The following is a 15,559-nucleotide window of genomic DNA, read 5'->3' on the forward strand; positions in this document are numbered from 1 at the left end:
AGGTGAACTTTAAAAATACAGGTGTGTTGATAATAAGGATAAACCGTGGGGAGAAGCTGTTATTTCGGAAGTCCTTTCTTCAAAGCGATATTGGCTTTTTCAACAGCTTTTCTTTCTTTCCAGTCCATATACCTTTTCTTGTATCTTCTTTTCATGAAATTATCAAAGTTACGCTGAATGGCAAGATTCCAAAGGGAATGTGCTTTTACAGCCCAGCTCTTGTCCCAGGCACGCAGCGAAATAGAGAAAGAGCCATCCAGGTATTTCATCCAGTGCCACCAGCCGGTCGGCATAAACAAAGTATCTCCGTGTTCCAAAAAGCATTCTATCCCTTCAATTCCATTCAGAGCCGGGAATTTTTCAAAGTCCGGATTGGCGATGTCGTAGTCTTCCAGGGCATAGGTTGCATAAGGTAATTTGTATAAACGGGTTTTCCATTTGTATTCGAAAAGGAGAACATGCTTTCTGCCGTTAAAATGGGTATGGAAGATATGAGGCATATCGATATCATAATGCAGGAAGGTTACCGAACCCTTACCTCCGAAGAACATACTCGGGTATTTATCCAGGAAGCCCCCCATCAGGTTTTTGGGCGGAATGTAATCATCCAGCAGTTTAGGGGCAAATTTAATAGGATCGAAAAAAAAGATCCTGAGGTCTGTAGGTTCCCGTTGGATAAGGTCTACATACTCACTGAATGGCATTTGGGTAGTCGGGGTATTGATAGGAGCGGCAGGATCAGCTTTGGAGCTGTCATATAAGGGCACTATTACATCTCCCACAACTTCTTTCATGTACTCCATTGTCCATTTTTGATAGGCAGGCCATTTTCTTGCCATATTTTTGATTACCACTGGCTTGCATGGCTTTAGATATTTTTCACGAAAATCTTCTTGTGAAATATCATCTACAATATCAATAGGTTTAAGGACTATTCCCATTCGTTTCAATTATAAGGCTAAAATATTAAATATTTATGAGAATGAATGGAAAGAATCTGATTTATTTGGAATTAATATAAATAAATGAAAAAAAATTGTAATAAATAGACCCTTCTGATAAAAGGAGGGATGAAAAGCCGGTTTTTCCTACCCTGGATCACAATTCCGATTCTATTCTTATATTTGATCTATGAAAAAAGGTTTACTCGCATTATCTTTCGTCGTTTTAAGTAACGGATATTTTGCTCAAATAAAATCCCAGCCCAAATCAGAATCCGGGGTCTCATATGAATTGGCTCAGTTGAGAAAAAGCACATTAAGTGATATTAAATATGAACTCAGTCTTAAGATTCCTGAAAGTAGATCAGAAAGAATTACCGGAACAGAGATTCTGTCTTTCCACTATAAAAAACAAAATGAAGTCCCACTGTCAATAGATTTCAAAGAAGAAGCTGCATCCCTGACCTCTGTTTCTGTCAACGGACAGGCTATAAAGCCGGTTCTGGAAAATGAACATATTATCATTGATGCAAAATACCTGAAATCAGGATCTAATCAGATCAGATTTAGCTTTCTTGCCGGTGATTCAGCCCTGAATAGAAGGGAGGGCTATCTGTACACCTTATTTGTGCCGGATCGGGCCCGAACCATGTTTCCATGTTTTGACCAGCCCAACCTTAAAGCGAATTATTCCCTGACTTTAACGCTCCCGGAAAAATGGAACGCTATAGCGAATGGCAAACTTAAAGAAACAACCGTACAGCAAGGAAACAAAACTCTTTATTTTGAAACCTCAGACCTGATTCCTACCTATCTGTTTTCTTTTGCTGCCGGGGACTTTAAAGCCTTTACAGAAAAGATTGGCCTTCAGGATTCCAAAATTTTATACCGTGAAACCGATTCTGTGAAAATAAAGAACAGTATGGATTCTATTTTCACCCTGTACCGGAATTCGTTGGACTATTTTGAAAAATGGACGGATATTCCACATCCTTTCCAAAAGCATGGAATGGTTGCTGTTCCTGATTTTCAGTTTGGAGGAATGGAGCATCCCGGAGCAATCTTATTTCAAAACTCTACTTTATTCTTAGATAAAAATGCTACTCAGAATCAGCTGAACAACCGTTCCAACCTTATTGCCCACGAAGTCGCCCATCTCTGGTTTGGAGATATGGTGACGATGGATTGGTTCAATGATGTGTGGATGAAAGAGGTTTTTGCCAATTTTATGGCGGACAAAAGTACGGGAGCCGCTTCTGATAAAAAGGTCTATGATCTGAAATTTTTAACGACTCATTTTCCGGCGGCTTATTCTGTAGACCGTACATTGGGAGCCAATCCGATCAGGCAGGTTCTGGATAATCTGAAAAATGCAGGAATGATGTACGGACCGATCATTTACAACAAGGCACCTATTATGATGCGCCAGCTGGAGTTGCTGACCGGAGAAGAGAACTTCCGGAAGGGAATTGGCGAGTATCTTAAACAATATGCTTACAGCAATGCAACCTGGCCGGATCTTATTGAAATTCTGGACAGAAACACCAGGGAAGACCTGCAAAGCTGGAATAAAGTATGGGTCAATGATCCCGGAAGACCTATCATTGATTACAATGTGAGATATAAAGATGGCAAGATCGAAGCTTTTACGATTTCCCAGCATCCCGAATATGGAAAAGAACAAAAGATCTGGCCGCAGGAATTTGAAATAAGCTTATTTTATCCTGATAAAGTTGAAAAAGTTAATGTAAGACTTTCAGGAATACAGCAGGAAATATCTGAGTTAAAGGGAAAAAAGAAGCCTCTTTTTATCCTGCAGAATTCATCAGGCATAGGATATGGCGTATTCAGCATTGATAAGACTGTAATGGCTGGTTTCTCATCAATAAAAGAGCCCATACACCGTGCCAGCGCCTATATTTCGTTATATGAAAATATGCTGAACGGTTCGGGAATTACTCCACAGGATTTATTGCATTTCCTGGCCGGACAGCTTCCAAAAGAAACGGCGGAACTCAATATTCGTCTTATCACCGACTATATTTATACGATGTATTGGGAATTTTTACCTGAAAATAAAAGGATAAAAGAAACTGAAAATTTAGAAAATATAATATGGAAAGCATTACAGACACAAACGGCAAAAAATAATAAAAAGATTTTGTTCGATTGCTATCAGGGAATTTTTCAAACTCAGCAGGCATACGATAACCTGTATAAAATATGGAAATTCCAGACTCCGCCTCAGGATGTTTCCCTGAATGATGATGATTTCACCGGTCTTGCTCTTTCCTTATCACTGCGAAATAAAGACAATAACGAATTATTACAGGAACAGTTAACCAGAATTAAGAATCCGGACCGTGCAAACCGTTTTAAGATCATTATGAAAGCGGCTGCTTCGGATCAAAAAGTTCGTGATGACTTTTTTAACGGTCTTATTCAAAAGCAGAACAGAACCAATGAGTCGGCTGTTGGAGCTGCATTGTCTTATTTACATCATCCATTGAGACAAAAGACGTCCATTCATTATCTTCCGAAAACTTTAGACCTGTTGCAGGAGATCCAAAGAACAGGAGATATCTTTTTCCCGGACAATTGGCTTCGTTCCACGTTTGGCAATTATAAGGATCCGAAAGCCCTTGAAGTGGTGAATCAGTTTCTTTTGCAAAATCCGGATTATAATACCATCCTGAAGAATAAAATCTTACAGGCTACGGATAACCTGAAAAGAGCTCAGACATTGGTAGCAGATTGATTCATTCTTTGATAGGGATCTAATTATTTCAATGCCTTATTTGTTATTGCCATATTGAAAATTTCGCTTTTTCAGAGCAATTGGATGTCAACTTATAATTATGTTATCAATTGGTACGGGAGGAACGTCCGCACCGGTGGAAAGATTTTTATTTTTGATTTGTCATTCCTTAGGAGGGTGGAAATCTTCGATTGTTGCAAAATGGAAAGACTGAAAAAATATACCGGAAAGGAGATTTCAGTGAGTTGAATGCACTTAAATTTTAACCATTTAAAAAAATAGGATTAATAAATAGGTATTTCCATAGTTTTTATTAAATTACAACTACAAATTATAACGTATTTATTATGAAAAATTTAATGAAAATCTCAAGAGAAAATTTAAAAACGATTACAGGAGGACGTCCACCGGCAGGCAGTGAATGTGAGGCTTGCGGCTGCCCTGCAGGAACAACGGTATGCTACTACAAAAATGGAAATGGCGGCGGCGGTGGCTGTGCGGACATTCTTTGTGTAAGATAATCCATAAAAAATCCTTCCGGAAATAGAGTACCCCTAAAAAGTTAGATACTTTTTAGGGGCATTTTTTATGATGTTTAAAATAAATGGAATACTATCAGAGACTTTACGTGCTGTAAACCTCTTAGATCATACACGCAAAAAAAAAGGAAAAAGCGATCCCGGTTATTGAAACCATTATGAAGTTCGGCTATGATCTGATAAAAGACGAAGGAATTGTTTTTCCGCCGGGAGAAGAAAAGAAGGCAGATTAGAAATTTAGGTTTAGGATATAAACCGGTGCTCTTTTTTCATAACTTCACAATTCCTGAATAAAATTCCTTAATACGATGAAGCTGAAATTAGGTATACTTGATCAGACACCCATTGCCATGGGGAGCAATGCCGCAGAAGCATTGAATAACAGTATCAGTCTTGCCTTATGGGCGGAAGAAACAGGATTTCATAGTCTTATGTACTCCGAACATCATGGGGTAGAAGCATATGGAAGCTCTAGTCCTGAGCTCCTGGCTGCGATTGTTCTCAGCAGAACAAAACGGATCAAAGTAGGGACTGCCGGAATTATGATGAGAAACTATTCTGCTTATAAAATTGCAGAATGGGCCAAAATGCTGGGGACGATCTATCCCGGCAGGTTTATCCTCGGCTTAGGAAAGGCTCCAGGTGGATTGAAAGATGCTGTAATGGCGCTGAACAGTCATAAGCTGACCGTTTTATCCAATCAGGAAACCAAGCTGGAAGAGATCCTCCAATTCGTAAAAGAGGAAAGAGGGGGTTATGAAGGACTTATTGCACAGCCCAAAAATGTACAGCATCTACCGGAGATCTTTTGGCTGGGATCAGGAATGACATCAGCAAACGAAGCGGCAAAGCATGGGATAGGATATTCTTTTGCAGCCTTTATGAACAGTGATAATGGAGCAGAAAATACAGGATATTACCTCAATACATTTGACAATACACAATACGCTTCTCAACCTGCATTACAGATTGCCGTTGCCGTATCTGTTGCTGCTGATCGTCAACAAGCCAGACGAAATGCTTACGGGATGGCCTATCAGTTTTTGCAGTCCAGACAATTGATGAGCCCTGATGTCCTGTTTCCTCCTGAAATTGTAGAACAGAAGATTTTAGGAAGCCAGAATGAAAAAGAATTTTTTACGATCTTAGACAGGATAATCGCAGAGACTCCTGATACGATCTCCGGAAGACCAAAGCAGATGGCAGAAAAATATAACACTGATGACCTATTGATTCTATGCAATATGTACCGCGAAGAAGACAGGATCAATACTTACAAAAGCATCATCGGAAATAATCAATAATTTCATTGTATAAATTGTATAATTAGAAACCCCGTTTGATGCTGAGTTATACTTACATTATTTATTTAATACTGATGAAAAAACTATAGGAGATGAATGACAGATTAGCTAGAGAATTAATAAAACTGTCAGATGAGGATTGGGCTGTAAGAGAAGAATTGCTGGCTGCTGGAAAGTTGTCACACGGATATCATCCCGAAATGGAGAAGGTACATAAAGACAATGCGAAACGGTTGCGTGAAATAATAGCAGAAATAGGATTCCCAACCATCTCAAAAGTAGGAAAGCAGGCAAGTGATGCAGCCTGGCTGATTATCCAGCATTCTATTGGTGAACCCGGTTTCATGAAACAATGCTATAAAATGATGGAAGAGAGCCTTCATGATATTGATCCTAAAAATAAAGCGTATTTATACGACCGGATTCAGGTTTTTCAGAGCAGGCCGCAAAAATACGGAACACAGTTGACTGCTGAAGGCATCCCTTATCCGGTACAAGATAAAAAGCACCTGAATGAAGAGCGGACAAAAGTAAACCTGCTTCCATTATCAGCAGAAGAAATAAGCCGGATATCCGACTCTGATAGCATACCGGAAATAGAGGCGATGGATAGCAGTTATAATGTCTGGAGAAAAAAAGTGGGGTGGCTGTAAAGGAGCTAAAATTTAAAGTTCAAGGTTAATATTCCCCACAGATTTCTCAGATTTTCTCAGACTTATATTTTCTTTTTTTAAATTACTGTTTATCCTAGTAAAGGTCTTGGATCAAATAGCACCCTTAAAGAACGGATCTTTCCATCGATCACCTCATACCATCCGGAGGCCGGAACGCTTTTTTTACCCATATCGATATGATACCAGAAACAGACATTTTCACCTGCAGTAAAGGTCTGAAGGATCTGATATTTAAACTTCATCTGCTTCATATCATTGATATAGACTGAAGCATTTTCCCTGCTGCCCAGCACTCCTGTAAACTTAAATTCAGGGTCGAGGCAGCTTTCTGCCTTATCAAAATTTTCTTCATTTAAATACTGAATAAACTCCTCTGCGACATTGTTGGCTGTATTGCTCATAAATATTGTTTTTGTGTAAGACAAAATTAGTGGATCAGAGGCTCTTCTTTCTGTGACTATCGTCACAAAATTTTTTTTATTAGCCTTTTTCTATAGAGTATTCCATGTAAAATTAAGATCGTTTATAAGGTTTTAAGCTGCCGGAAACCTTTAGAAACAGAACTTTAAAATCATCAATATACAATAAGACATAGAGCCAATTATCAGAAAGATGATCTTTCCAGATTCAACTTAAATGAAATGATACCGGATATTTTAATGAAAAATATGAGACTGAATTCCCGAAAAGTGTAAATTTGGCTATCATCACAAAAAATATGAATAACAAACATTCTTATTTCACAGGATTGAACTGGCTGTCCGCCCTTTCATTGATTTTGATCTTCAGCTGTTCAAAATCGGATAAAAAAGAAACAGTAACAGGAAATAAAACAGATAGAAAGGTTACTGTTGATACCATCGTACAGGATAATCCGGTTGCTGAAACCAAAAAAGAGATCACTGATTTCGTTCCCGAAGGTTATTATCTTTTTGAAAAATCCTATGGAGATCTGAATAAAGACGGAGTAAAAGACTGTATACTCATTATCAAGAAAATTGATGAAAAAAACATCATTACCGATGAGACCCGTGGCAAGCTGGACCGCAACCGCCGTGGAATTATTGTACTTTTCAAAACAGATAAAGGATATAAGCTGGCATCAGAAAATGACAGTTGTTTTTCATCAGAAAATGAAGAAGATGGTGTCTATTATGCTCCCGAACTGATGGCTTATGAAGAAAAAGGAAACCTCAATATTCATTATGCCCATGGAAGATATGGCTACTGGAAATATATTTTCAGATATCAGAATTCTGATTTTGAGCTGATTGGCTATGAAAGCAGTTCAAACAGCGGACCCGTCGTCAACAACACAACCAGTATCAATTTCTCCACTAAAAAGATGCTTACGCAGGAAAATACCAACAAAGACGCAGACAGTGGAGAAGAAGTTTTTGAAAAAACATGGACCCATATTAAAATAGACAAACTGTTTAAGCTTTCAGAAATCAAGGATTTTGATGAGCTGGAAATGGAGTCAATGTATCGGAAGTGAATTTCCGGTTTGAGGGCAGTTCAATAGCGGTTCTATTTTGTTCCTGTCAAAGCTGTAATCCTGCTTTTAGCATAAGCGATCTGTTCTTTTTCTTTTTCCTGATCAGGCTTATTTTTAAGATAGAGCTGATAATAGCTCACCGCATTTTTAGGCTGTTTCAGATTGAGGTCATAAAGAAGACCTAACCGGTAATAGATGATATTGCTCTGACCAAAAGTTAATCCTCTTTTATAAGACTCTAATGCTTCGTTATACTGGTTTTTATCTTCATAAATACCTGCCAATGCCGCATAATATAATGTTGTATGGTCTGAGATCGCTTCATCGATGGTCTTTTGAGCATAGACGGCTGCATTATTATAATCCTTTAATGCCCGGTAGCTCAAGGCCATATAATATAAAGTTCCTTCATTCTGTACACCAAGTTCTTCCAGAGTTTTATACATGGTAATGCACTTATGATAATCTTTTACATAGAAATAGGCCTGACCTAAATCATTGATGATATTAGGATCAGTATTGATCTTCAGCAGCTTTTCACCCGTTTCTATAACTTCCTGATATTTTCCGAGTTGATTGGATAAAGGCAATTGTGCCTGTTGCAGGCTAAAGTTCTCCGTATCAGCTGCAATCGCCTTTTTTAATACATCATAGGCCTGTTGATATTGCTTCAGGTCACGATAGACCATAGAAAGGTCATAGGCTACATCAGGATCGGTGGCATTGAGCGTATTGGCTTTTTTAAGATAGTTTAGTTTAGCTTCGGAAGAATCTTCGTAAGCAGCTATTTGCTTGTAAGCGCTAAAGTTCATGCTGTCCAGCTTAATGATCTGCTGAAGGTATGATTTCGCTTTGGCAGCATTGCCACGTCTGGAGTTGATGTTGACCAGGCTGAATAAGGTCGGTAAGTTATCAGGTTGTATAGCATTGACTTTCAGGTAGCTTTTTTCTGCTTCAGGCAGTTTGCCTGCCATCATATTACAATAAGCGATCTGGCCAAGTGCCTTGATATCCTGAGTATCATCAGTGTATATACTCTGCAGGTATAAGGCGGCATCAGCATAGCGTTGTGTTTCATAATATTCAAGCAGCTTTTCAGTATTGATTTTTGCTGACTGGGCGGTCATGTTTTCGAAACTTATCAGGACGATAAGCAGAGAAATCCAGGGTTTCATTATCATCATCATTATTATTTTTTAACTAAGATATCAGTTATTGAATAAGTTCCCAAATTTTTTGTCACCTGATGGTGAATTTTTTAAATGATTGGAATCATTTATATTAAAAATTGGATCTTCTGCCATAACATTTCTTATATTCACAATACAGAAACAATATAATAATCTGATTGAGCTCCGGGAAAATGGAAATAAGATCTGTAAAATCATTCATCAGCTATTATGAAAAATAAGGTGGGTTAATTTGTATATTAGCCGCTAAAAAAATAACAATGACCAAACCTCTTATCATTCCTTTATTACTGCTGGTAAACTCTGTATATGCCCAAGCAGGTACTGAACTGAAACCTGGAGATACGCTGAAATATTCTCTCCGGTCTGATAAGCCTGCCTGGATATCGGTACAGTCCACTGATGCTAATGTCGCCGTATCTCTTTTTATGGATGGTAAAAAAATAAAAGAACAGGATGACTCCAGAGGAATAAAAAGTGTGGAAAGGCTATATTACAGGCCGGAAAAAGGCCGGAAATATGAGCTTAAGATCTGGACTAAATCTTACCTGGAGAAGAGCAAAACAGCCAGAGTTTCTATCAGCGAATCTAAAAACGTTGATGTCCTGAAAGGCCAGCTCAGCCCCGATCAATTTGTAGAAGATCTTCATGTCTTTCGTTCTATCAGGGAGGAAGTAAATTCCGGATTGTATGTATACAGAAGCAAAAACCAGATCGACAGCATTTATCAGCAGGCGGAAACAGAAGCAAAAAACTGTAAAACGGTCTTTGATTTTTATAAAGTGATCGCTAAGCTTACAGGATTTGAGGGCAGCTGTCATAATTATACGGATCTTCCTAACCATGCATCCTATTACCTGACCCAGAAAGAAGAGTATCTGCCGGTTACCTTAAAAAATATTGATGGACGTTTGTTACAGGACTCAAAAGATACAGCTTTACCTGTTGGTGCTGAGATTCTCTCTGTCAACGGAATTCCTGCCAAAGAGATGATCAGCCGTTTGGCCCGGTACTATTTTTCTGATGGATTTTCAATGCCTTATAAAGAAACTACAGGCTTTGAAAGGGGAATGCTTGACAAATTTTATATAGAATTCGGAACGCATAAAAATTATGTGATCAGCTACAGGTGGAACGGAAAGGTCAATGAAGTTTCTCTGCCAGGAATATCTTTGGAAAGCTTTAAAAAACTTCAGGAGTCCCGCCACTCACTTGCCTTTGATAAAAAACTGCTGTCAGAGAAATATAGCTTCACTAAAGAAGGAGAGGGAATATACCGCTTATCCTTAAGAGGTTTCGACTTTGCTGTGGGTAAAGAAGATCCTGCCTACAAGAAGTTCAGTGCATTTCTCGATCAGATGATTGATACTCTTGAAAAAGAGAAAATTGAAAATCTGATCGTCGATTTGAGAGGAAATACGGGAGGTACGGGGGCCCTTTATGAAAAAGTTTTTACTTATCTTACCCAAAGACCTTTCCGTGACAGCCATTACGCCTATACGAAATTCAATGAGGTTCCCATGGAAGAAAAGCTGGTGATCACCCCTCTTTTCCTATCCAATGGAGTAACAGATAAACATGGTCTGAATGCTTACCTGAAATCACTATATCCCAAAGCGGTTCAGGGAAAATACTATTGGGCAGATGACAAGAACCCTTCGATTTTACCGAATGAAAAAACATTTAAAGGCCAGCTTTATCTGTTGGTAGACCAGCGTGTCGCTTCAGCCGCTTCGCATTTGGCCTCTTTGATTAAGTCTTATACCAATGCGATTGTCATTGGAAAAGAAACTGTCGGAGGATACTATGAACACAACGGACATCTTCCGCTAGTTTATGAACTCCCGAATACCGGGATTCAGACCGGCTTTTCTATTGTTCATGTGATTCAGGATGCTCAGAATCTTTCGGATCAGAAAAAAGGGCAGGGGATTATTCCCCATATTGAAGTGCATCAGACCGATCAGGAATTTTTGGACCAGGCCGATCCTTATTTGAAAAAAGTTTCAGAGCTTCGAAACAGTAAAAAGTAAGGAATGCTGGTCTGAATTTAAATAACCTGAGTTTGAGATAAAAAATAAAGGTTAAAGGAGTTCGGAGCTGGAAGCTGGAGGCTAATATTGCAGGAATAATTTCTGCAATTATTGTAAAGCTCGATGAAGTACGTTTTAAAATATGGATCAATTGAGCTTCATCTTTTCCTATCCAATTTAAAATAAAATGCCTCATGCCGTACTCAGGCTAAATAATAATAAGTTAAGGGTTTTGCTGCTTGTCGGTGAAACCCTTTATTTATTTCTGATGACTGTTAGTCGTTTTTAAAGAGCGTGCCCTATTTGATTATTTCTCTGCATAGTGTGCAATTTTTTGTTTTTATTATCTTTAAAATAGTTAAATACTTAGCTGATATATAGCTTGTTGTTTGTTTTTTTTAAATCAATCATTTTAGAATTATTATACAAAAGTCGTAGAACTACTACAAATTTTCAAATTGAGGTCTTAAAATTTTTTGAATATAAATAACCGTTTTATCTTTGTTATACAATCACACAATTACAATATATTATTAACCATTAAAATTTACTAATCATGGCTGAAAGAAATTCAAGAGGAATTTTAAAATTCAACGGAGGCGAAGGACAAAAGCTACTAAGACTCAACTACAGTGTATCCAGATCTACTGATGTATCCGGACGTGTAGCGTCTGATCCTTCCAACGCGCTCATCAAACTTACAGTAGAAGCTACTGAGAAGTCTGATATCTTGGAAAGCCTGCTGAACGGAAAATACAAGCCGACAAGCGGGGAGATCACATTCAACAAATCCCATGAAGAAGGAACATTGATTACTCTGAACTGGGAAAACGGATATGTGATCCAGCATGAAGTTGACTTTGATGCGATAGACAGCAATAGTATGCTGATCAGCTTTATTGTGAGCGCAGAAAAGATCAACTACGGAAACTCTGAATATGACGGTCTATGGCCGGCAGTGGCGATGTAGCTTATCATCCGTAAAACAGTATTGATACAGAACAGCCGACTTCACCGGAATATGCTGTTCTGTTATCCCTTTTTACAAATATTCTAACCTGTTTTTGAAATTGTTATTTCATTGAATGCAATGGAATAGAAAAAAAGGCATCTGATCATTAGTCTCAGATAAATTTTAGCATTAAGAATACGACATCCAATCAATCAAAATAATAAAATTATGTTTCAGGATGATAAGTCAACTAAAATATCCGGTTTTCAGAACGGAATCTCCCCTGTAGATAATGTCAGGGAAACCGTAAAGAACCAGGCGGTCACTAAAACAACCCAGGAAATTCAGGAGAGATCTGGTGAAAAAATGAAGAAGGCAACGGAGAAAATGGCCCAGGCACAACCCTATATGGGAATGGTCCAGAATGGTTCACAAATGTTTATGAACCAGGTGAAACAGCCGAATTCTCCAACTTTGGTGGAAGATAAAGTCTGGTCAAAGCAGCCGACATCAGGGATATATAACGCCAATACCATTCCCGGAAACGAAGTTTTAGGGATCAACCGGGTTGTAAAACTTGAAATTGTGATTGACGGAAAGGTCATTAAACATTTCAAGCATTTCAAATTAAAACAAAGCGCCGTAAAGCATCATGAATTTGATCTGATGCTGGCTCACGATACCTTAGGAAGCTCCGAAAACCATAATCTTGAAGGATCTCAGAATTTCCTCGGAAAGCGGATTACCGTGATCTTCAGGTATAAAGATGTGGAAGACGGTCCTGAAAGAAACTTTGTGGGAGTCATTACCGAAGTAGGCTTCAGCCAGGAAAAAGGAAGCCTGGGAAATATTGTGCTTACAGGATCAAGCCCTACTGTTCTATTAGATGCAGCCCCTCATATCCAAAGCTTTGGCGGAGCACAGGAAATCAGCCTGAACAGCATTGCAGATCAGGTGATCAAGGAAGGATTAGGGCAAAATACATTTGACTTCAGAGTAGATGCAGCGCATGGAAATGTTTCATACAGCTCCCAATACGAAGAAACCCATTACAACTATCTGGCAAGAATTGCAGAAGCCTATGGAGAGCAGTTCTACTACGATGGTGAAGTCCTTCATTTCGGAAAGCTTCCGCCACAGGAAAAGCCTGTGAAGCTTACTTATGGAAGCAGTGTAAGTGATGTAAAGATCAGAATGAAAGCCCAGCATGTGAATCCTACATTCTATGGCTATAACAGCAGTAAGAATGAAAAATTAACTGCCGGAAATTCGAAGATCAACCATACTTCAGATATCGCCAAACGGGCATATGAGATTTCAGAGAAAACTTTTGTTACCCCGTCTTTAAGGGTGGCTCCGATCAAAGCAGTGTCCTTTATGGATGTGGAGACTTCCCAGAAAGGAACAGCCGGAAGCAAGGCGTCGGAAGTTTTTGTGATTTCAGGAACAACGACAGTTCCTTTCCTCTATCCTGGCTGTATCGCAGATATTGAAATGAGGAAAACAGAAAGTAATGAAACAACCTACTTTACAAAGCTGATGATCACAGATATGTATCATGAGGTGGATGCGAGAGGATATTATACCGGAACATTTGAAGCCATTGCTTCCGATACAGGATTTATTCCACGTCCGGAATTTCATACCCCGAAAGCAGATTCCCAGTTTGCCAAAGTGATTTCCAATACAGATCCTATGAATCAGGGACGTGTACAGGTGCAGTTTGACTGGCAGAACGGATCTACCACTACAGAATACATCCGGGTGATGACTCCTGATGGAGGAGGAAGCGAGAAAGTGAGTAAAAACCGAGGATTTATGGCTATCCCGGAAGTAGGCGACCAGGTGGTTGTCAATTTTGCCCATCAGCACCCTGACCGTCCGTTTGTAATGGGAGGAATGTTTCATGGAGGAGTTGGAGGCGGCGGCGGAAGCGGAAATAATATTAAAAGCCTAAGCAGTAAAAGCGGACATACCGTGAGTCTGGATGATGGAGGCGGAATTACCGTAAGAGATAAAGATCAGAATTCAGTTTTTCTGGATGGAGCCGGAAATATAAGTATTGATAGTAAAATAACCATTACACTGACATGTGGAAGCAGTTCCATTTTTATGGATAAAGAAGGAAATATTCAGATCAAAGGAAAAGAAATCATGGTGCAGGGCGAAAATATCGGAGTTGGAGGGACCACAAGTGTAGGAATTGGAGTAGGCCCCGAAAACGGAGACCCTACCTCAGGAGTCGGAATTAAATCTGATACTTTAGATGTGGGTACCACCACACTTTCCATGAGAGGAGATACAGAAGCGAATCTCAGCAGTGGAGGAAAGATCAATGTAGGTGGCGGAAGTGAAACCAATATCGTAAGTGGAACCGTAAAACTGAATTAAAGCTGATGAATCCTGTAGATCTGGAGTTGGTAAAACTAAAAAGACAATGGCAGAAAGTTGTTTCAAAGAACGGGGAAAAGCCAATGCTGATCTGTTTAGGCGAAAAACATGAAACCGATCTTTTTGATGGATTTATAAAATCAAGGCTGTCTGAAGATGAAGAAAGTGACGATATTTTTTTGCTTCACTATCAGGAATTTAACGGGATGAATTCTTTTGGCCAAACCTTATGGGATGAATGGAAGGAATATTATGAAATATTGGAAAAAAGTGAGGGGAAAATGCCGCAATGGGAACTCAGTGCTCCGGATCAAAGGTTTAAAACTGATGCTTATAAAGCATTTTATCCCTTACTGGAATTAAAGAAAAACTTCCCCAATATTCAGGATTCCAGAATTTACCTCTATATCGCTCCGGTAAGGATCAGTGATATTGAAGAACTCTCTTTATGGGTGAAAGAATGGTGCAGGATCTGTCAAACCTCAGGAAATCAGGATATAAAACTGGTATGGGCAGAACATCACACCTATAAAACCTTACCTCATAACCCTTTGGCCTATAGCTTCAGAGTGGAAGTGGATATTCATCAGCTGATGCAGAATACCGCAGCACATACCAACCGAAAGAAAAACAGTGTGGATACGGATTTTCAGCAGCAGATCCTTATCGCAAGCAATCATTTAAGTAAAGGAAGATTCAGGGAATCGGAACATGCATTAAAAACCGCTGTAAAGCTGGCCAAAGAACAAAAAAATAAACAGGGGGAGATCTCTGCATACTTTATGCTTACTCAGGCTTACGTTGCCGACAGGAAAAAAGATAGGGCGGAAGATACTTACCGGATCATATTTGCAGAAGTGGAGCCCGATTCACCGTTGGAAGTTCAGATGTATATGAACTACGGAAGTCATTTATTGGGTAATTCTAAAAAAACTAAAGCTGAAAAAGCATTTGAAAAAGCAGCGGAGATAGCACAAACCATTGGTGAATATGCTATGGCAATTGAATGTTACAGGATTATCGGAACATTGAATGATTCTGTTCTGACAAAAGATAAAATGATAAGGTATTTTGAGAAATGCCTTGAAATAGCGAGACTGATGGAACCTTCAGCCAGAGAGCAGAGCAGCATACGGTTTGTAGCTTCATTGCTTGCTCTCAAATATGAAGGAGATAAAGATAAGAAAACAGCGCTGGAAAGCGAAATGCAAAATTATTTTGGTGATGACTGGAAAGTGAATGTAGAAAGGCCAAAATCTGGTAATCTCAAATAAAAAGT

General features: G+C 39.0%; 12 protein-coding genes. 9 read left to right on the forward strand and 3 right to left on the reverse strand.

What is annotated here, in order from left to right; translation table 11 throughout:
• Positions 1-59: 59 nt before the first annotated feature.
• Positions 60-941: a cupin-like domain-containing protein gene (locus AC4IF5_RS18345; RefSeq protein ID WP_490737074.1), complete on the reverse strand. Its 882-nt coding sequence runs from the start codon at positions 939-941 to the stop codon at positions 60-62.
• Positions 942-1,131: 190 nt separating this feature from the next.
• On the opposite strand from AC4IF5_RS18345, the gene AC4IF5_RS18350 reads away from it, so the two are divergent.
• The 4 genes from AC4IF5_RS18350 to AC4IF5_RS18365 all read left to right on the forward strand — a co-directional run bounded on the left by AC4IF5_RS18350 (position 1,132) and on the right by AC4IF5_RS18365 (position 6,195).
• A complete protein-coding gene (locus AC4IF5_RS18350) occupies positions 1,132-3,699 on the forward strand; it encodes a M1 family metallopeptidase (protein WP_490737076.1) in 2,568 nt (855 codons plus the stop codon).
• A gap of 347 nt (positions 3,700-4,046) precedes the next feature.
• Entirely contained in the window at positions 4,047-4,220 is a 174-nt protein-coding gene (locus tag AC4IF5_RS18355; RefSeq protein ID WP_490737078.1) for a bacteriocin-like protein, read from the forward strand.
• Positions 4,221-4,546: 326 nt separating this feature from the next.
• A complete protein-coding gene (locus AC4IF5_RS18360) occupies positions 4,547-5,542 on the forward strand; it encodes an MsnO8 family LLM class oxidoreductase (RefSeq protein ID WP_490737080.1) in 996 nt (331 codons plus the stop codon).
• Positions 5,543-5,634: 92 nt separating this feature from the next.
• Positions 5,635-6,195: a DUF6624 domain-containing protein gene (locus AC4IF5_RS18365; protein ID WP_490737082.1), complete on the forward strand. Its 561-nt coding sequence runs from the start codon at positions 5,635-5,637 to the stop codon at positions 6,193-6,195.
• An 89-nt stretch (positions 6,196-6,284) separates the two neighbouring features.
• On the opposite strand, the gene AC4IF5_RS18370 is transcribed toward AC4IF5_RS18365, so the two are convergent.
• A complete protein-coding gene (locus AC4IF5_RS18370) occupies positions 6,285-6,617 on the reverse strand; it encodes a nuclear transport factor 2 family protein (RefSeq protein ID WP_490737084.1) in 333 nt (110 codons plus the stop codon).
• 317 nt (positions 6,618-6,934) lie between these two features.
• On the opposite strand from AC4IF5_RS18370, the gene AC4IF5_RS18375 reads away from it, so the two are divergent.
• The gene (locus AC4IF5_RS18375; protein WP_490737085.1) at positions 6,935-7,714 is read left to right on the forward strand and encodes a hypothetical protein; all 780 of its coding nucleotides are present in this window, start codon (positions 6,935-6,937) and stop codon (positions 7,712-7,714) included.
• 32 nt (positions 7,715-7,746) lie between these two features.
• Here AC4IF5_RS18375 and AC4IF5_RS18380 read toward each other — a convergent pair whose 3' ends face one another.
• Positions 7,747-8,901 (reverse strand): tetratricopeptide repeat protein, encoded by a 1,155-nt coding sequence (locus AC4IF5_RS18380; protein ID WP_490737087.1) that lies wholly within the window; start codon positions 8,899-8,901, stop codon positions 7,747-7,749.
• 263 nt (positions 8,902-9,164) lie between these two features.
• Here AC4IF5_RS18380 and AC4IF5_RS18385 point away from each other — a divergent pair, with 263 nt between their 5' ends.
• The 4 genes from AC4IF5_RS18385 to AC4IF5_RS18400 all read left to right on the forward strand — a co-directional run bounded on the left by AC4IF5_RS18385 (position 9,165) and on the right by AC4IF5_RS18400 (position 15,554).
• Entirely contained in the window at positions 9,165-10,937 is a 1,773-nt protein-coding gene (locus tag AC4IF5_RS18385) for a S41 family peptidase (protein WP_490737089.1), read from the forward strand.
• 556 nt (positions 10,938-11,493) lie between these two features.
• Positions 11,494-11,907, forward strand: coding sequence for a type VI secretion system tube protein TssD (gene tssD, locus AC4IF5_RS18390; RefSeq protein WP_490737090.1), 414 nt, complete (start codon positions 11,494-11,496; stop codon positions 11,905-11,907).
• Between the two features lie 210 nt (positions 11,908-12,117).
• The gene (locus tag AC4IF5_RS18395; protein WP_490737092.1) at positions 12,118-14,280 is read left to right on the forward strand and encodes a type VI secretion system Vgr family protein; all 2,163 of its coding nucleotides are present in this window, start codon (positions 12,118-12,120) and stop codon (positions 14,278-14,280) included.
• Between the two features lie 5 nt (positions 14,281-14,285).
• Entirely contained in the window at positions 14,286-15,554 is a 1,269-nt protein-coding gene (locus AC4IF5_RS18400) for a tetratricopeptide repeat protein (protein WP_490737094.1), read from the forward strand.
• The last annotated feature ends 5 nt before the right edge of the window (positions 15,555-15,559 follow it).

The sequence above is a fragment of the Chryseobacterium sp. UF-290 genome, assembly GCF_058245615.1.